General features: G+C 37.6%; 18 protein-coding genes, 1 tRNA gene and 1 pseudogene. 5 read left to right on the forward strand and 15 right to left on the reverse strand.

Going from position 1 to position 19,221, the window contains the following annotated elements; genetic code table 11:
• Positions 1 to 4: 4 nt before the first annotated feature.
• On the reverse strand, positions 5 to 1,345 hold the full coding sequence (gene mukF, locus NYR30_RS05585; RefSeq protein WP_066112812.1) for a chromosome partition protein MukF: 1,341 nt from the start codon (positions 1,343 to 1,345) through the stop codon (positions 5 to 7).
• Positions 1,346 to 1,617: 272 nt separating this feature from the next.
• Between mukF and ttcA the strand changes: the two genes are divergently transcribed.
• The 3 genes from ttcA to NYR30_RS05600 all read left to right on the forward strand — a co-directional run bounded on the left by ttcA (position 1,618) and on the right by NYR30_RS05600 (position 3,645).
• A complete protein-coding gene (gene ttcA, locus NYR30_RS05590) occupies positions 1,618 to 2,538 on the forward strand; it encodes a tRNA 2-thiocytidine(32) synthetase TtcA (RefSeq protein WP_066104408.1) in 921 nt (306 codons plus the stop codon).
• Positions 2,539 to 2,675: 137 nt separating this feature from the next.
• Positions 2,676 to 2,915 carry a hypothetical protein gene (locus NYR30_RS05595; protein ID WP_066104411.1) on the forward strand — a complete coding sequence of 80 codons (240 nt, stop codon included), beginning with the start codon at positions 2,676 to 2,678 and terminating at the stop codon, positions 2,913 to 2,915.
• Positions 2,916 to 2,922: 7 nt separating this feature from the next.
• On the forward strand, positions 2,923 to 3,645 hold the full coding sequence (locus NYR30_RS05600) for a zeta toxin family protein (RefSeq protein WP_066112813.1): 723 nt from the start codon (positions 2,923 to 2,925) through the stop codon (positions 3,643 to 3,645).
• 29 nt (positions 3,646 to 3,674) lie between these two features.
• Here NYR30_RS05600 and cmoB read toward each other — a convergent pair whose 3' ends face one another.
• The 8 genes from cmoB to mltA form a co-directional block, all read right to left on the reverse strand.
• Positions 3,675 to 4,640, reverse strand: coding sequence for a tRNA 5-methoxyuridine(34)/uridine 5-oxyacetic acid(34) synthase CmoB (gene cmoB / locus NYR30_RS05605; RefSeq protein ID WP_066112814.1), 966 nt, complete (start codon positions 4,638 to 4,640; stop codon positions 3,675 to 3,677).
• Positions 4,641 to 4,659: 19 nt separating this feature from the next.
• Positions 4,660 to 5,946 carry a serine--tRNA ligase gene (serS, locus tag NYR30_RS05610; protein WP_066112815.1) on the reverse strand — a complete coding sequence of 429 codons (1,287 nt, stop codon included), beginning with the start codon at positions 5,944 to 5,946 and terminating at the stop codon, positions 4,660 to 4,662.
• A gap of 105 nt (positions 5,947 to 6,051) precedes the next feature.
• Entirely contained in the window at positions 6,052 to 6,540 is a 489-nt protein-coding gene (locus NYR30_RS05615) for a GNAT family N-acetyltransferase (protein ID WP_082987406.1), read from the reverse strand.
• Positions 6,533 to 6,796: a type II toxin-antitoxin system TacA family antitoxin gene (locus NYR30_RS05620; RefSeq protein ID WP_066112816.1), complete on the reverse strand. Its 264-nt coding sequence runs from the start codon at positions 6,794 to 6,796 to the stop codon at positions 6,533 to 6,535. The genes NYR30_RS05615 and NYR30_RS05620 overlap by 8 nt, the downstream gene beginning before the upstream one ends.
• A gap of 127 nt (positions 6,797 to 6,923) precedes the next feature.
• A complete protein-coding gene (gene mfd / locus NYR30_RS05625; RefSeq protein ID WP_302502267.1) occupies positions 6,924 to 10,349 on the reverse strand; it encodes a transcription-repair coupling factor in 3,426 nt (1,141 codons plus the stop codon).
• Positions 10,350 to 10,351: 2 nt separating this feature from the next.
• Positions 10,352 to 12,490, reverse strand: a complete 2,139-nt coding sequence (rlmKL, locus tag NYR30_RS05630; protein ID WP_302502268.1) for a bifunctional 23S rRNA (guanine(2069)-N(7))-methyltransferase RlmK/23S rRNA (guanine(2445)-N(2))-methyltransferase RlmL — start codon at positions 12,488 to 12,490, stop codon at positions 10,352 to 10,354.
• A 44-nt stretch (positions 12,491 to 12,534) separates the two neighbouring features.
• Complete coding sequence (gene tcdA / locus NYR30_RS05635) at positions 12,535 to 13,308, reverse strand: tRNA cyclic N6-threonylcarbamoyladenosine(37) synthase TcdA (protein WP_302502269.1); 774 nt, start codon at positions 13,306 to 13,308, stop codon at positions 12,535 to 12,537.
• 4 nt (positions 13,309 to 13,312) lie between these two features.
• On the reverse strand, positions 13,313 to 14,404 hold the full coding sequence (mltA, locus tag NYR30_RS05640; RefSeq protein WP_302502270.1) for a murein transglycosylase A: 1,092 nt from the start codon (positions 14,402 to 14,404) through the stop codon (positions 13,313 to 13,315).
• A 216-nt stretch (positions 14,405 to 14,620) separates the two neighbouring features.
• On the opposite strand from mltA, the gene NYR30_RS05645 reads away from it, so the two are divergent.
• A tRNA-Met gene (locus tag NYR30_RS05645) sits at positions 14,621 to 14,697 on the forward strand.
• A gap of 183 nt (positions 14,698 to 14,880) precedes the next feature.
• Positions 14,881 to 15,535, forward strand: a pseudogene (locus NYR30_RS05650) (cation diffusion facilitator family transporter).
• A 58-nt stretch (positions 15,536 to 15,593) separates the two neighbouring features.
• Here NYR30_RS05650 and NYR30_RS05655 read toward each other — a convergent pair.
• From NYR30_RS05655 to NYR30_RS05680, 6 genes are all read right to left on the reverse strand, one after another.
• A complete protein-coding gene (locus tag NYR30_RS05655; protein ID WP_302502271.1) occupies positions 15,594 to 16,058 on the reverse strand; it encodes a GNAT family N-acetyltransferase in 465 nt (154 codons plus the stop codon).
• A gap of 58 nt (positions 16,059 to 16,116) precedes the next feature.
• Positions 16,117 to 16,779 carry a histidine phosphatase family protein gene (locus NYR30_RS05660; protein WP_302502272.1) on the reverse strand — a complete coding sequence of 221 codons (663 nt, stop codon included), beginning with the start codon at positions 16,777 to 16,779 and terminating at the stop codon, positions 16,117 to 16,119.
• 52 nt (positions 16,780 to 16,831) lie between these two features.
• Positions 16,832 to 17,173 carry a Grx4 family monothiol glutaredoxin gene (gene grxD, locus NYR30_RS05665; protein ID WP_066112824.1) on the reverse strand — a complete coding sequence of 114 codons (342 nt, stop codon included), beginning with the start codon at positions 17,171 to 17,173 and terminating at the stop codon, positions 16,832 to 16,834.
• A gap of 87 nt (positions 17,174 to 17,260) precedes the next feature.
• Positions 17,261 to 17,992: a TPM domain-containing protein gene (locus NYR30_RS05670; protein WP_302502274.1), complete on the reverse strand. Its 732-nt coding sequence runs from the start codon at positions 17,990 to 17,992 to the stop codon at positions 17,261 to 17,263.
• Complete coding sequence (locus NYR30_RS05675) at positions 17,989 to 18,426, reverse strand: TPM domain-containing protein (protein ID WP_302502276.1); 438 nt, start codon at positions 18,424 to 18,426, stop codon at positions 17,989 to 17,991. The genes NYR30_RS05670 and NYR30_RS05675 overlap by 4 nt, the downstream gene beginning before the upstream one ends.
• 15 nt (positions 18,427 to 18,441) lie before the next feature.
• Entirely contained in the window at positions 18,442 to 19,026 is a 585-nt protein-coding gene (locus NYR30_RS05680; RefSeq protein WP_066104457.1) for a LemA family protein, read from the reverse strand.
• Between the last annotated feature and the right edge of the window lie 195 nt (positions 19,027 to 19,221).

Below are 19,221 nucleotides of genomic sequence, written 5' to 3' on the forward strand. Positions count from 1 at the left end.
CAAGTTATTTTTTCGGTTGATTGTTATATTCATCAATTGGGTGCGCTTGTACTTCTGCACCAAAATCATTAATTGGCTGCCATTGCGGAACATTGCCACTAAAATCTTGACTGGCAATCCCTAAACGCACTGCTTGATCAACAATGATTTTTGCCACATCAAAATGTTGTGATTGCGGATAACGATCAAGTTGTTCACGCAGCACATTACTTAATTCGATTGGCTTACCTTCTTGATAATATTGAATCAACATTGTTTGCATGGTTTCAGTGATTTGCTCGTGAATCGTTTGCAATGATTCATATTCCAATTCCGCCGGCAATTCACCTAGTGCTTCTTCTTCACGCAACGCCAGTTCTTCATCACGTAGATCAACTAAACGCTCTGCTTGCACACTCCATAGAAAAAACGGTGCATCAAAATAATCAGTAATCGAACGGCGTAAGCGCTGTGCAAAGACACGATTTTTATCTAAATCAATCGCTGTACGAATAAATTTATGTACATAACGGTCATAGCTAATCCAAAGATCAATCGCTTGTTGTCCCCAGCTAATAATGCGGTCTAGCTTTAACTGTAAACTAATAATCAACTGTTCAACAAAGTCTAAACTTTCACGTTCAAGGATACAGTCTTGAATTCGTAATAATCCCGCTTGTAATTTATCACCTGCGGCATTCAAAGTATCTTGCAACTCACGCAAATTACCTGATGTTTCATCTAACAAACGTTCGCAGCTTGAAATTGCTGCTTGCCAATCTTTACTTAACAATTCAGCTATTTCTTCTTTGGTTTGATGCTGGCTTTCATCCATAATGCGTTGCGAAAGATCGATGCTATCGAAAATCTCAGCCACCGAATATTTCAATGGTGCAAATACTTCACGACGCCAGTAATATTCATCGCCATCATTCTCTGCTGCTTCCGCTGCACGTTGAATTTCATCCGCAACAATGGAGAGTTGTACAGAAAGGCGTAATGCAGAAAATTCACGCTGACGAATATAGTAATCAGAAACGCCAACGCCGAGCGGCGTTAAGCGATAAATTGCTAAGCCTTCGGTAAATTCGCTACTAAAACGGTTGAGTAAGCGTTGCTTGACTAAATCATTAATTGCATTATTGGCACGCTGCGTTAATGTATCTTCAGATTGTCCTAACGCTTTAGAAACATGACGAAACAGATCGACTAAATCACTTTCTTCCATTTCACCAGCAAATCGCTCTTGGTTAAAAATTGCGATCGCTAAAAGAAAAGCTAAACGTTCTGTAGTAAGATTTAAACTAAATTCTCGTTCTTTTACCCACGAGATCAATTCAGGAATGGTTTGAGTTGATTCACTCATTATTAATTACCTAAACAACTAAGGTTTATCTTGATCAAAATAATATGTTAAACGTGCAACATTCTAGCAAAAAAATGTTATTTCTCTAAAGGTTATTTCAAACGATCTAGCCAATTCTCTGTGATAGATCTCGCATTTTGCTGATAAAAATGACTTTTTCCTCACAAACTGCAATTTACACAAAAATACCTCAATAAATTCATTGCAAAAAAAACTCAAGCCCTTACCATATCAAGCCGATTTTTAGCTTATACAATGGTGTCTGAATTACGATGTCTATGGAAAAAAAACAGATTTATAATTTGAATAAACTACATAAACGTTTACGCCGCGAAGTAGGAAAAGCAATTGCTGATTTTAATATGATCGAAGAGGGCGATCGTGTGATGGTCTGCCTTTCTGGCGGTAAAGATAGCTACACTTTATTAGATATTTTATTAAATTTAAAACTTAATGCACCGGTGAATTTTGAGATTGTGGCAGTCAATCTTGACCAAAAACAACCGGGTTTCCCTGAAGAAGTATTACCAAATTACTTACAACAATTAGGGGTGGAATATAAGATTGTTGAAGAAAATACCTATGGTATTGTGAAAGAAAAAATTCCTGAAGGAAAAACCACTTGCTCACTTTGTTCCCGCTTGCGCCGAGGTATTTTATATCGTACCGCTACTGAATTAGGTGCTACCAAAATTGCTTTAGGGCATCATCGTGATGATATGTTAGAAACCTTGTTTTTAAATATGTTCTATGGCGGAAAAATGAAAAGTATGCCGCCTAAATTGATTAGTGATGATGGCAAGCAAATTGTGATTCGCCCATTGGCTTATTGTCGTGAAAAAGATATTGCTCGTTATGCTGAAGCAAAACAATTTCCAATTATTCCTTGTAATCTTTGTGGTTCTCAACCTAACTTACAACGTCAAGTCATCAAGGAGATGTTACAAGCATGGGATCGTCAATATCCTGGACGAATTGAAACGATGTTTAGCGCTTTGCAAAATGTGGTGCCATCACATCTCTGTGATCCAAACTTATTTGATTTCAAAAATATTCGCCATGGTAGTACGTTGGCTAATATCGAGGGTGATATTGCCTTTGATAAACCTGAAATTCCTACTGCACCATTATTACAAGATGATGATAATGAGTTCCTAGAACAACAGCAGATTAGTTTTCGGGAAGTAAATTAACGACGTAAAAAAGCTATATCTCATCAATAAACCTACAATATGTTGTAGGTTTATTTTCTCATCCGACAATTTTATTTAATTTCTTGTATAATCAAATCACTTTCTTAAGCAACTACAATCCAAAGGTATCGATAATTATGTGTACGCTAATGCAAAAAGATGTATTGATTGAAATGATCGCCAATGCAATGTCTACCATAGATTTACGCACCGAACCCAATGATGCAGATAATGAAGATCAACAATATTTAACTCATCTAAGAGATAATTTATATAGTACTCATCAAAACGATATCGATTATCAAACTGTAGCCAGTACAATTATCGAGATAAAAGATAAATATTCCCATTTACCTATCAATCAATATTATAAGTGACACATTTATGGCAAACCTCGATAAAATTCTCAAACAACTCGATAGCTACGATTTACAGCAAGATATAAATAAAAAATTTCCTAAAATATGGACAAGATTTGCAAATAACCCTTTCTTATCGCCACAAAATAATCCTATTGGTGTCTTATTAGGCGGACAACCAGGTGCAGGAAAAGCTTTCGCCACTATGGAAATCAAAAAACGTTTAAATAACAACATATTAGTCATAAATGGTGATGAATTTAGGTCTTATCACAGACATTATGAAGATTTTTATACGTTGTATGGAAAAGATGCTTCAAAATATACTGCTGCTTTCGCAGGGACAATGGTAGGCAAAATACGCGATGAAGCAATTAAACAAGGTTTTAATATTCTTATTGAAGGAACATTTAGAACCTTAGAAACACCACTGAAAGAAATTAATAATTTCGTGAAAAACGGTTATCGGACTGAAATCGTCATTTGTACTTGTCCAAAAGAACTTAGTTGGGAAAGTACTCTACAACGAGCTATAGAACTGGAAACTGCAGGATTGCAACCAAGATATGTACCAAGAGAAACTCATGATTTAGTTGTTGCTAAACTCGCGGAAAATGTAGAAAAAGTATTTCAAAGCAAACTCGTTTCACATCTAGAAGTTTATTCTCGCGATAAAAAACTATTTGATTCCGATATTGAACCAATCGACCGTTTAATTCCTTATATTAATCAAGAGTTGGATAGATAAAATGCGTGCCAAAAACACGCATTTTACTGTTACTTATTGGCAATAATAACTGCTCTTTTCGGTGCTGGATAGCCTTCGATGGTTTTACTCTGATCATGAGGATCAAGGAAATCAATCAGGCTTTCATTCTCTAACCATTCAGTTTTGCGCTGTTCCTCTAATGAGGTAACTACCACATCAACACAACGGATATTACTAAAGCCTGTTTTATTTAACCAATTTATCAACGCTGCCACCGATGGAATAAAATAGACATTTTTCATCTTAGCGTAGCGTTCACCTGGTACTAATACAGTATTTTCATCACCATCAACCACTAAGGTTTCCAAAACCAACTCACCACCTTTTTTCAGTTGTGCTTTTAGTTGGGAAAGATGATCTAATGGCGATTTGCGATGGTATAGCACGCCCATCGAAAAGACAGTGTCAAACGCCTGTAACGGCTGCATTTGTTCAATACCTAATGGGATTAGGTTTGCCCTACGATCATTATTAAGTAATTTTCTGACCACTTCAAACTGGCACAAAAACAATTCTGTCGGATCAATACCAACCACCATTTTCGCACCTTCACCAACCATCCGCCACATATGGTAACCGCTACCACAACCAACATCTAACACTAGTCGATCTTGTAATGAGGAAATATGTGGCAATAAACGATCCCATTTAAAATCAGAACGCCATTCACAATCAATATGCACACCAAACAGATGATACGGTCCTTTTCGCCATGGCATTAACTGTTTTAAATGGTGAATCATACGTTGACGTTCACCATCGCTTAACGCTTGATTTAGTTTTGCTTCAACACGATGTTTTAAGTCAATTTCATCGGCAGTACGATCTGGTAAAAACTCAACTACTTTTGCCCATTTCGCATATTCACCATGTGCATTCGCCTGCCAATATTTGAGCTGTGCAGGTAAGGTTTCTAACCAGTTAGACAGCTCAGTTGTCGCAATTTGTTGATAAAAAGGTCGAAAATCAAACATAACTACCAGTTATCACCTATTAGAGAATCACTTCTAGACCATTCATATATGGGCGTAATACTTCTGGAATAACGATAGAACCATCTGCTTGTTGATAATTTTCTAATACTGCTACTAATGTACGTCCAACAGCTAAACCAGAACCATTTAATGTATGTACTAAGCGAGGTTTTTTCTCGCCTTTCACACGATAGCGAGCTGACATACGACGTGCTTGGAAATCCCACATATTTGAACAAGAAGAGATTTCACGATAAGTATTTTGCGCCGGTAACCAAACTTCTAAGTCATAAGTTTTGCATGAACCAAAGCCCATATCACCAGTACATAAAACGACTTTACGATATGGTAAACCTAATAATTGCAATACTTTTTCCGCATGGCCTGTTAACTCTTCTAGTGCCGCCATAGATTTTTCCGGTTCAACAATTTGCACTAATTCCACTTTGTCAAATTGGTGCATACGAATTAAACCACGAGTATCACGACCATAAGAACCCGCTTCAGAACGGAAACAAGGTGTATGAGCAGTCATTTTTAATGGTAAATCTTCTGCATCTAAAATTTCACCACGTACCATATTGGTGACAGGGACTTCTGCGGTTGGAATCAACGCATAAGGTTGTTCACCTTCTAATGGTTTTGTATGAAATAAATCTTCACCAAATTTTGGTAATTGACCTGTACCATAAAGCGTTTCGTGATTAACTAAATAAGGTACATAAGTTTCAAGATAGCCATGTTGTTCAGTATGTAAGTTCAACATAAATTGTGCTAATGCACGATGTAAACGCGCAATTTTGCCTTTTAATACAACAAATCTCGCGCCAGTCAATTTCACTGCAGTTGGAAAATCAATACCGCCACTTAATTCACCCAAATCTACATGATCTCTGATTGGGAAATCATATTGTTTTGGTTCGCCCCAACGAAATACTTCAACATTTTCACTATCATCTTTACCAAGAGGCACATCATCAGCAGGAATATTTGGAATAGTTAATGCAATTTGTCTTAGCTCTTCTTGCACTTGATCTAAAGCCGCTTTTGCTTGTTCCAACTCAGTTCCCATATTATCGACTTCTGCCAATAATGGTTGAATATCTTCACCGCGTGCTTTCGCTGCACCAATCGCTTTGGAACGTGCATTACGCTCCGCTTGTAAACTCTCTGTTTTAACCTGTAATACTTTACGTTGCTCTTCTAATTGTTCGATTTTTTGCACATCTAACACAAAATTTCTTTTTGCCAATAATTTTGCTGCTGTGTCTGCTAAATCATTACGTAATAGATTAGGATCAATCATCTTTTCTTCCTTTGTTGATTCTGTGATTTCTGGAAAATAAAAACGCTTTATTCTAGCATGGAAAATCGCTCCGCTCGTGGAAAATTTATCAAAACTGTTGAGGAATTATTGATTTTTTTGCAATGTTGAAAGGGGAAGTACAAGACGATAAGGAATAGTTGTTCTTTTAAATCCTAATCTTTCATAATACGCTACTAATTCATCAGTTTTTGCATCAATTACAACACAAGCAATTCCTGTATCAAGTGATAATTTCAGTATTGTATGTAATGCATGCGCCAATAGTAATTTTGAATAACCTTTTCCTTGAAATCTACAATCGACTGCCAGACGCCCAATCAAAATTGCAGGTATTAATAAATGCCTAGGATATCCTTTTAATGGAAAAGCAGAATGTTCTATATGCAATGTTGATAAACTATAGAAGCCTAAAACTGTTTCTGGCTGTTCTGTATCTATCAATACGTGTGTTTTAGCAATGCCTCGCTTACTATGCTGTAATGCAAACTGCTGTAAAAAGCGATTCAAATTTTCATCACCACAATGAAAATCTTTCCGATTGTGGTGATTAGTCAAATGTTCACACTTAATCAATAGAAGCCCCTAATTTTAATAGCTCTTGTAACTCTTTTGTTGCTTTCGGCTCTTCTGCCAATAAACTATCAAGCATTTTCAAATCTTCTTCACTTGCAGACCAAATCTGTTGATCTTTTAGCATCTGAACAGACTTATCATATACAGTTGATAAAATAAATTGACTTACACTTAAGCCTAATAAACTGCTGGCTTGCTCAATCACTGCTTTGGCATGAGGAGTTGTACGGATACTGATACGTTCTGTAGCATGCATAATTACCTCCATAAAATGTATGCCTTATTGGCACACAATATTAATTATTTACCTAAAATTTGTCAAATACCAACCTCAACATTCTTTGCTATATTATTTTTCGCAATAGCCAATAACTCCACAAACCCTACCCTTTAATCCGTTCTACCAATTCAATCACAAAGTTTAAGCGTTGTTGGTGATCCTCAAAGTTTTGCGTAAATCTAAATTTTAATGGGCCATCAAAACGATAGACTTTTGGTTGTTGTTGAATCAACTTTAAGAACAGCATTGGATCCAGTTCAACATTCGGTGCAAATTCTAGATAACCACCTGTTGCCATTGCTTCAATTTTTTGGATTCCTAATGGTTTAGCTTGCAAACGTAATAACGCTATTTCAAATAAGTTTTTCGTTGCTTGTGGCAATAGACCAAAGCGATCGATTAATTCGACTTTCAACTCTGCAAGCTCATCTTCATTTTTTGCACCCGCTATCCGTTTATAGAACGAAAGACGCAAATTCACATCACCCAAATAATCTTCCGGCAATAATGCAGGTATGCGTAGATCAATTTCCACTTGCGTTTGAGTAAGCTCATCTAATGTCGGTTCTTTGCCTTCTCTTAAGGCTTGCATCGCATTTTCCAGCAATTCCATATATAGTGAGAAACCGATAGTTTCGATTTGTCCACTTTGTTCATCACCTAACAATTCACCAGCACCACGAATCTCTAAATCGTGCGTTGCCAACACGAAACCAGCACCTAAATTATCTAAACTACTCAATGCTTCCAAACGCTTCACTGCATCTTTGGTCATCAATTTTTCCGGTGGTGTTAATAAATACGCATATGCCTGATGGTGTGAACGCCCTACACGACCACGCAACTGATGTAATTGCGCTAAACCAAAACGATCAGCTCGCTCAATAATGATAGTATTGGCACTTGGAATATCGATCCCAGTTTCAATAATGGTTGTACAGACTAAAACATTAAAGCGTTGATGGTAAAAATCTGTCATCACCCGCTCTAATTCACGTTCACGCATTTGCCCATGACCAATACCAATACGAGCCTCTGGAACTAACTCCGCTAATTTTTCAGCACAATTTTGAATAGTTTCAACATCATTATGCAGGTAATACACCTGTCCACCACGCAAAATTTCACGCAAAATCGCTTCACGTACTACCCGTTCATCATTTTGTCGAACAAATGTTTTAATCACTAATCGGCGTGCTGGTGGTGTTGAAATAATTGATAAATCACGAATACCATTCATCGCCATATTTAAAGTGCGTGGAATTGGTGTTGCGGTTAACGTTAAAATATCAATATTACTGCGCAGTTGTTTGATTTTTTCCTTTTGTCTAACACCAAAACGATGCTCTTCATCAATGATTAATAAGCCTAAATCTTTAAATGCAACTTCGCCTTGTAACAACTTATGTGTACCGATTAGAATATCGATTTTCCCTTCTTGTACTTGGGCTAATACATTTTTCTGTTCTTTAGTGGTTTTAAAACGTGACAATACTTCAACATTAACAGGTAAATTAGCAAAGCGATCACTGAAATTGTCATAATGTTGTTGTGCCAATAAAGTTGTCGGTACCAACACTGCCACTTGCTTATGGTTCATCACAGCCAAAAACGCAGCTCGCATTGCCACTTCTGTTTTACCAAAACCCACATCACCGCAAACTAGACGATCCATAGGTTTAGCTTGACACATATCACCAATAACGGCATTAATCGCCATTTGCTGATCATAAGTTTCTTCAAAAGGGAAAGTTGCCACAAATTGTTGGAATTCTTCACGATCATATTGGAACGCAAAACCGGGACGTGATTCACGTTTCGCATACACATCCAATAATTCCGCCGCCACATCACGAATTTTCTCTGCCGCTTTTTGACGAGATCTTACCCACGCCTCACTACCTAATTTATGCAATGGCGCATTCTCTTCACCGCCACCAACATAACGACTAATCAAATGCAATGAAGAAACTGGTACATATAATTTGGCATCATCGGCATAACGCAACACTAAATATTCTGCCACCATACCGCCCGTTTCTAACGTGGTTAAGCCATCATAACGACCAACACCATGTTCCAAATGCACTACTGGTTGTCCAATTTTTAATTCAGCTAAATTGCGAATCAGCGCATCTGGATTCACATTCTTTTGTTGCTGGCGCTGACGAGTTTGCACTTTTTCGCCAAGAAAATCCGTTTCACAAATCAAGGCAAACTGTTCTTCAACAATAAAGCCTTGTTCCATTGCACCAATCATTAAGCTAAAACGCTGTTGTTTCGCTTGAGCTAAATCGGTAATCGAGGTCGGTTTAATTTTTAGTGGTTTTAATAACGATAATAGGGTTTCTCGCCGCCCCTCACTTTCTACCGAAAAGATAATTGGTTCGGAGCGTTCTTCAATAAATTGACGTAATAATTTTAATGGCTCTTTTTGTTGTGAATTGATCGTTAATTCTGGTAACGCAGCAACTGCTAAATTTTGATTGCGTGCTTGCTGCTCCAACTTCGTTTGCGTAAGTGTAAAACGTGGATAATCCTTCAAATATTGATTCACATTATCTGGACGCAGCCATAATTTACTTGGTGGCAACAAAGGACGCATCGGATCCACTTTCTGATTTTCATAGCGTAATTCCGCATCACGAAAAAAGGCTTCGCCTTGCTGCTGAATTTGTTCATCAGTAATAAACAAAGTATTGATTGGCACATAATCAAAAAAGGTTGCCATTTGATGAAAAAAGAGTGGCTGCCAATATTCGATACCGGCAAACAGCGTTCCTTTACTTATCTGTTGGTAAATATGTTCCGGATCACGTCTAATTTCGCCAAAGGTTTCCCGAAAATTAGTACGGAAAAATTCTATTCCTTTTTCATCACTCGGAAATTCGTGAGCAGGTAAGAGATTAATTTGTTTGATCTCGGCGATTGTACGTTGCGTATCAACATCAAAAGTACGAATTGAATCAATCTCATCATCAAAAAAATCTAAACGATAAGGTTCGTGGCTTCCCATTGGGAAAAGGTCAAGTAAAGCTCCTCGTACCGAATATTCTCCGTGTTCAAAGACCTGATCAACAGCACGATAGCCTGCTTGATGCAGCTGCATTCTTAATTGTTCAAGATCACAACGTTGACCTTTTTTAATTAAGAAAACGTTTTGTGCTAAATAACTTGGCGGACAAACACGCTGCATCAAGGTACTAACCGGTAAAATAAAGATCCCTTGTTTTACCTGTTGCAACTGAAATAGCGTACTTAGACGAGTCGAAATAATCTCTTGATGTGGTGAAAAGTTATCATAAGGTAACGTTTCCCAATCAGAAAAAATCTCTGCTGACAATGAAAATTGCGACAAACTCTCTGCTAAATGGTTAGCTTGTCGCATATCAGGCGTTACTACAACAATCACGCCTTGATGTTGTTGTGCAATTTCTGCGATGGCTAAGACACGACTATCCGCAATCGCATTACCTAAATATTTATGATCGTTCGCCTTTTTTGGCAGATTTAGATTAAAACAGTTCATAACTACTCTTGATGAAAAGTAATTTTCCAACAATTATGAATATGCGGATTGCGTTGGAAATCGAGTGGCAATGTACGTTCTGAAATATTTTCCGCACTTAAACCTAATCGTGCCAAACCATTCAGATCCATCTTAAAACCACGTTTATTGTTCGAGAAAATGATTACACCATTGCGGCGTAATAATTTGCTTAATTTTGCTAGCAGCTGTAAATGATCTCGCTGAACATCCCAGCTATTTTCCATTCGTTTTGAATTAGAAAAAGTTGGTGGATCAACAAAAATTAAATCATATTGCCCTTTCGCATTCTCCAACCATTGTAAGCAATCTGCTTGAATCAATTTGTGTTGCTTGCCTTTAATCTCATTCAAAATAAAATTCTGCTCAGCCCAGTTTAAATAAGTATTGGACATATCAACAGTGGTACTTGATTTTGCTCCACCTAAAATGGCGTGTACGCTACAAGATCCTGTATAAGCAAACAGATTAAGAAAATCTTTGCCTTTTGCCATCTCACCCACCATTTTGCGTGTTAAACGGTGATCTAAAAACAGCCCTGTATCCAAATAATCAGTCAGATTTACCCACAATTTTGCACCATATTCATTGACAAAAAAGTAATCGCCTTTATTGGCTAATTTTTCATATTGATTATTGCCTTTTTGTTTTTGACGCACTTTCAATACTAATTTGTCTGTTGCTACACCAGTTACATTTAGTGTTGCGGTTACCGCATCTAATAAACGCTGTCTAGCTTTTTGTGGATCAATATTTTTTGGCGCAGCATATTCTTGTACTACGATATGGTCAGCATAACGATCTACCGCTAAATTATATTCCGGCAAATCGGCATCATATAAACGATAAGCCTCTAATCCTTGCTGTTTCGCCCATTTCTCAATTTTCTTAATATTTTTTGCTAAACGATTACTAAAATCTGGTGCAACATCAGCGCGTTGTTGGAATTGTAATGGATTATCCTCTTGCTCATTTTCTACGCTACGTTCACCAATTAAATAATTTTTTTGCACACAATCTAACGGACCATTTTTCGCTTTAAATTGGCGTGAAGAACGTAAACGCAAACAATCTAACAAACTTAATTCACTACTAAAAATTGAGGCTTGCCAATGTGGAAAATACTGTTTTAAACGTCTGCCAAAAACTGAATACAGGGCGATTAAGGTTGGCGTTGCTCCTAAACGTTCCCCATACGGTGGATTACACACTACTGTACCGACTTCTTCTGTTGGCGGTGTTAAGCTCGCAATATCAGCGGCAGTAAACTGGATTAAATGCCCTACCCCTGCATTTTGCGCATTTTGTCGGGCTTTTTCTAGAACTCGATGATCACGATCTAAACCAAAGAAGTGTGCTTTACATTGTTGCTTGCCTTGTTCCGCTTTTGCTAATGCCGCTTCCTTTACGCGCAACCAAACCGTTTGTTGATGTTTTTTCCAATGATTGAATCCCCAATGCAAGCGCGTTAATTGCGGTGCAATTTGTGCTTCCATTTGTGCTGCTTCAATCAATAAAGTACCTGAACCACACATTGGATCGACTAATGGTGTACCAAACTGCCAACCTGAGCGGATAATAATTGCTGCTGCTAATGTTTCTCGTAATGGTGCCGCACCAGTATCACTACGATAACCACGCATATGTAACGCTTCGCCACTTAAATCTAATGACACATTTAATTCATCACGATTCAAATAGGCGTGGATACGAATATCAGGATAATCTTTATCTACTTGCGGACGCGCTTCGCCTTGACAAGTGAAATAATCAACAATCCCATCTTTTACTCGCATTGCACCATATTGGGTATGGCGAATCGCTTCATTAGTCCCGTTAAAATCTACCACAAAACTATCATCGGCATTAAAATGTTGCTGCCAAGCAAAATTCACTACTGAATTATACAAATCTAAATCATCATACACTTTGCAAGTAAATAACGGATATAAAATCCGCGAACTCAAGCGACTCCATAATAGCGTTTGATACAAGGTGTCATCGTCAGCAGCATAATGCACACCGCCTTGTACCACTTTGCATTGTTGTGCACCTAACTTTTCTAATTCTGTTTTTAATAGTTCTTCAAATCCACGAGCTGTGGTGGCAAATAATTGATTCATATTCTTTCTTTTATCAGGTCAAAATTGTGGCAGATTATAGCAAATTAGTTGGTTTTATTTTGTAACAATTTATCCACTACTCTGGCAGCAGCAAAGAAACCGAAAGTCGCTGTCACCATCGTTGCTGCACCAAAACCATTGCTACAATTCATTGTGGCTGAAGTTGAACACTCTCCACTTACTTTAGGAAAAATCAGTGGTTGTGTGGAAAACACACAATCAATGCCGAATTTACGTTGTGGATTATCGGTAAAACCATACTGCTTGCGTAATAAATAACGGACTTTTGCAGCTAATGGGTCTTGGATTGTTTTACTTAAATCTTTAATTTGAATTTGGCTTGGATCAGTTTGCCCACCAGCGCCGCCAGTGGTAATCACTTTAATTTTATGACGTTTGCAAAAGGCTAATAACGCTGCTTTAACTTTTACGCTATCAATTGCATCTACGACATAATCATAACCTTTCAATAGATATTCATTTAGGTTTTCTGTTGTTAGGAAATCATCAATGACATCCACTTGTGCAGTAGGATTAATTGCTAACACACGTTGCTGCATTACCTCCGTTTTCAAAGCCCCGATATTTTCTGTTACTGCATGGATTTGTCGATTAACATTAGTCACGCAAATATCATCCATATCAATTAGGGTCAGCTTGCCAACCCCAGAACGTGCTAATGCTTCGACTACCCACGAACCAACGCCGCCGATGCCAATTACACATACATGAGCTTGACGCAGGCGTTCTAAGGCAGCTTCGCCATACAAACGCCCAATACCACCAAAACGTTGTTCAAAATTATCTACTCGTGCCATACAATTAATTTAATACCCAAACGCGTCCATAATGTTTCAACAAACCAGCAACATGTCCGGCTTTTTCACCAATACCTTGATAGAGGTCGAAATGTTGTCCTTTTACTGCACCACCAACATCTAGCGCCACCATTAAACGTAATTGATGTTTACCTAACCAATTCCCTTCATCATCAATTTCAGGCATTTCGACTAATAAAACACTGCCAGATGGAATTAAGCTACGATCAGAGGCAACAGATGCTAATGGTACAAGCGGAATACCAGCTGAACCTTTTACTTTGCCATTTGGTACATTTTTGAAAAAGACATAAGATTCATTGCGTTCTAATAAACCTTGTAAACGGCTAGGGTTACGTTGTGCCCAATCTTTGATCGCTTGTACCGACATTTTTTCTTTTGGGATTTCACCATCTTCTACTAATAAGCGACCAACGCTGGTATATGGGAAACCATTTTGTCCTGCATAGGCGAAATAAGTGAGATCATTATTACCAAAATCAATATAACCACTACCTTGTACACCTAATAAAAAGTTATCCAACATAGAATCACTATAAGCCAACTCTAAGCCTTTCCCTTGTAAAGCACCGGCATAAATTTGCGCTCGTGAAAAACGTTTGGCTTTTGGCATTGCATAAATAGGATGACGATATTGCCCTTGCGGTGTGTGACGAGCGTGGATCACTGGAGAATAATATCCTGTCATCAATACATTTTGGAAACCATCTTGCCCCGCCATTTTTTGAATACCGATACCAAAATTATTTAATTGAGATACATCTGCGCCTGCTAGCACCCAGCTGGTAATTTTGTCATAAGTCGTGCGATAAGTCGCACTTAAACGTGGTGATACACTAGAGATCAGGCTTAACTGCGTCAAAAAATCACCTTGATTCACAATTGGACTATGATTTTCTACCATTCCCACTGGAGTCAAAGGCATACTCATATAACTACGCCCTTGATAAACTGCACCAAGTTGTTCATATAATGAACGATCCATCACACTTGATGTAGAACGATTTTGTGTTGAACACCCTGCTAACACTAAGATTGCTGCGGCAACTGCAGCCAATTTTTTAATTCTTTTCATAAATGACCGATATAACCTCTGTTCCTGCTTTTTTTAAGCGCCGTTACGCTAACAAAAATTATGATGAATAGATAGCAATTTTACGGTTCTCTTAGAGAAATTTCATGCCAAATTAGCGTTCAGTTTCGATAATGGTTATTTTTTTATCAAAAAAAATTTATTTCTTCAAAAAATATTGCAAAAACGAAAAAATGTTGTATAGTAGCGCACATCTAACGCGGGGTGGAGCAGCTTGGTAGCTCGTCGGGCTCATAACCCGAAGGTCGTTGGTTCAAATCCAGCCCCCGCAACCAGTTCTCTCTACTCTGTTTCTTTATATTCCCACTTATTAATAAAATCTATTTATCATTCTACTAAACCAGCTAAATTTTTTAATTTTCTAATTCATAATTCAGCATTAAAAAGACTTGACTCCGTAGTAGCTACAAGGTTCATCATAATCACACTTAAATTTTACTATTTATTTAGGAGAGATTATGTGTAATGTAACTAATACAAAAAACAACGAAGAACATTCACATTCACATTCACATTCACATTCACATCAGCATAGCCATACAAATAATAAATTTGTACTGACAATTAGTTTTTTATTAATTTGCAGCTTTATGTTGATTGAATTTTGGGCAGGCTACGCATTTAACAGCCTTGCGCTATTAGCCGATGCGGGTCATATGGCAAATGATAGTTTTTCTCTACTGCTAGCATTAATTTCACTATTTTTATCCTCACGCGCGCAAAAATGGTTTGCCGTTTTAAACGGTATTTCTCTATTAGTTGTTGCCGTTGTTATTCTGATAGAAGCTGTTGATCGTTGGCAAAATCCATTAGCCCTTGATGCTATTCCAATGCTAACGGTGGCAGTTATCGGTTTATTGATCAATGTAGTCGTTGCCTTTTTTATGTTGAAAGGTGATTTGGGCAATTTAAATTTAAAAGCAGCTTATATGCACGTTTTAGCCGATGCCTTTGGTTCCATTATCGCTATTATCGCAGGTTTAAGCGCATGGTTATGGTCAATTACCTGGGTGGATATTGTCGCCAGTGCGTTATTAACGCCTATTTATTTTCCGCAGTGGCTGGCAAATTGTGGGGCAAGCTTATAAGTCATTGTTAGAAATAACACATTAATATATGAAGAAAATAGAAAAACTCTCTTTAATATCATAAAAGAAAGTTTTGCCTATTCTTAGACAAGGCGCTTTTCCATTAAATAATTTCGTAATAAAATCCCTTTTCTCGCCACAGATTGCGACTTAATAGTGACATAACCACGCTTTTCAAAAAAACGCTGTGCTGTAATTGATGCATATACGGACAATGTTTCAACCTTCACAACGCTTTCTAATTTATTACAAATCGCAGTAGCAATGCCTTGTCGTTGATAATCTGGATGCACAAACAAACGATCTAAATAACCATTGATGTCAATGTCACCAAATCCAACAATGACCCCATTATCTAACGCAGCAACCACAGTATAATGTTCACAAAAAGAGTGATGCCATTCAGTTAAATCAACTTTTCCATTAGCCCAAGCATTAAGTTGCTCCTGACTATAATCATTCTGACAAGTAGTATGAATTGACCGGAAAAATAAATCTGCCAACAATACACAATCTGCTTCTTGATATTTTCTGAGAGAGTAATTCATTTAATGGTTAAATTTGATTGGAATTGGCGTATATCTCTGCCAATATACGCCTTAATTTTTATAACGGCACCGCAATAGACAAATGAGAAGTATCATTTTTACGTTCAATATGAAATGTTCCGCCTGTTTCATCTTGCTGATAATGCACTACACTGATACTGCAATTGATCAAACTCTCGCTCACTCCCGGCTGACGATGATTTTGCCAAGTATGCCCACCTAACAACGCTAACAACAAACGCAACGTATGCCCATGTGAAACCACCAAAATATTGCCTTGCTGATGTACTTTAATAATATCTTGCACTGCTTGCCAAGAACGTGCTGCTAATGCTGAAAAGGGTTCACCTTGGTTATATTGCTGAATATTTTGATCATAAAGTTCTGGTTGTTTAACCAAATTTTGAAATGGTTCAGTATGACGAATAGTATCGATCTGAATACCTTCCCATTGACCAAAAAATTGTTCATTCAAACCTTGATGCTGAAATAATGGAATATCACGCTCACCAATCACATAACGTGCAGTATCAATCGTACGCTGTAAACAACTTGAATATGCCGCCACAAAAGGAATCTCTTTTAATGCTTTACCTGCTGCCACAGCACCATTAATGCCCTCTTCTGTTAAAGCGGAATCCCCTTGTCCTTGTAATAAACCAGTTTCATTCCATACCGTACGCCCATGACGTAAAAAATAAAAAGTCAGATCTTTCTGCATGGTTTTCCTCAAAAAAATAGCCCTCTTAATCGAGGGCTTATTTTAACATTAATTAAGCTTGTTGTTCTTGATCTGCATACTTCGCTGCAGTTTCTTTCAATAATGGTTGTAATTCACCTTTTTGGAACATTTCAAGAATAATGTCACAACCACCAATTAATTCACCTTCAACCCATAATTGTGGGAATGTTGGCCAATTCGCAAATTTCGGTAATTCTGCACGAATATCTGGATGTTGCAAAATATCAACATAACCAAATGGCACTTGGCAATTAATAATTGCTTCTACTGCTCTTGCTGAAAAGCCACAAGAAGGGAATTTTGGTGAACCTTTCATATAGATGATAATCGGATTTTCGCTTAATTGTTGTTTAATTCTTTCGATAGTTTCCATGTATTAACCTCAACGTTACTGGTCAAAGACAAAAAGTGGCAAGATTGTAACATAAGCCTATGGATAAACCAATCTTACCTAGAAGAGTTACCAGCTACCGCCAGCACCGCCGCCGCCAAAGCTACCACCGCCGAATCCGCCGCCACTGCCACCACTGCTGCTGCCTCCGCCAAAACCGCCAAAACCACCAAAGCCGCCACCACGACGAGATCTTGGGCTGACATAAGTTCTACCTTTATGTCGTTCACTTAAAAAGACCACCAAAAAGAAAAACGCTACCATTAATAATGGAATAAAATCATAACGATCTTCTTCTTGTAATTGTTCCGGTTTAAACTCACCTTGGCTAGCAGCCATAATATACTTCAAACCTTCGGCAATTCCTGTGGCATAACGATTTTCACGAAATGCTGGCGTAATCACTTGACGAATGACTTTTCCTAAAAAGGCATCAGGTAACGCCCCTTCAAGCCCTTGTCCAGTTGCAATAAAAATTTTGCGATCGTTTTTCGCAATTAGCATTAATACGCCATTATTCAGTTTTTTGCGCCCGATGCCCCAACGATCTCCCAAAGTAAACGCATAATCGGCGATTTCAATACTGCCGGTGGAGGGAATCATCACAACGGCAATTTGTGAACTGGTCTTTTGGCTATAATTCACCAATTGCTGCTCAATCACTTGTTGCTGTTGTTGCGTTAAGGTATGCGTATAATCATTCAAATAACGAAATGGTTGTGGTACTGGAGGATAACTATCCGCTAATGCTTGTCCAAATGCTAATAACAATAACCAAATCAATAACACTAACTTTTTCATTTGATCACCACATCATTTGGTAATTCATTACGATCATCGGCTTGATAAGGGAAATGTTGCGCTAAACAGTCGGCAATTAATCGAATCGCATTGACAATACCTGTCGTATGTTGTTTTTGCTTTGCGCCAGCCACAATTAAATCACAAGCCTGTTGCCAAAAACTTGCTGCTACATATTGATCAATCCCTTGATCACCAATCACTGCACACTGTTTCGACTGCAACGCAACATAAATCAACACCCCATTTCGTTGCGCTGTTTTCTCCATTTCCAATTCAGTAAATAATGCCTTTGCACGTTCAATACTACTGCTCTGTGCTTTGGGCATCTTACGTTCAATATAAACTCGCAATTCCGCAGAGGTCCGTTTCTCCAAGAGCGAAATTGCTTGTTCAATTGCTTTTTTATCAATAGGTTGCGTAAATAAAAACATTATTAGCTCTTACAATTAATTGAAATTAACTGTTGGTGCTTTTTCTGCCCCAGCGTCTGATTTGAAGTAAGGTTTTTCATTAAAGCCAAATAACATTGCCACTAACTTAGTCGGGAAAGTACGAATCTTTTTGTTATACTCTTTTGCTGCTGCATTAAAGTTATTTCTCGCCACGTTAATGCGATTCTCAGTTCCTTCTAATTGCGTTTGTAGTGTTAAAAAGCCTTCATTCGCCTTTAATTGTGGATAGTTTTCAACAGTAGCTAATAAACGTGACAGTGTAGAACCTACTTGATTTTGTTGGCTTTGGAATTGCGCTAATTGTTCTTCAGTCATATTAGCAGGATCAATTTTGATTTGTGTCGCTTTAGCCCTTGCTTCAACTACATTGGTCAAAGTTTCTTTTTCAAAATTTGCTTGTCCTTTAACAGTATTCACTAAGTTTGGAATTAAATCGGCACGACGTTGGTATTGTGACTCAACATTTGCCCATACAGAATCAATATCTTCTTCTGCTTGCACTAAACTGTTATAGCTGCCCATTACCGTAAAACCTAGAACGATAGCAATCAAAATTGCAATTAATGTACTTTTTTTCATTGTTTCCTCGTAAATAATTAAGTTTATGCCTTGTAACAAAATAGTAACTTGTTAACAAAGGAGGTTATTGTAATGCAATTTGGCTATTTTTACTGTTGTTTTTCTATCAATATCGCTATGTAATTTAGACAATATGTATATTGAGAGAATACCGACTACTAATTCCTACTGATTTAAATCAAACAATCTCACCTT

Source organism: Gallibacterium salpingitidis (assembly GCF_030517105.1).
Classification (GTDB): domain Bacteria; phylum Pseudomonadota; class Gammaproteobacteria; order Enterobacterales; family Pasteurellaceae; genus Gallibacterium; species Gallibacterium salpingitidis.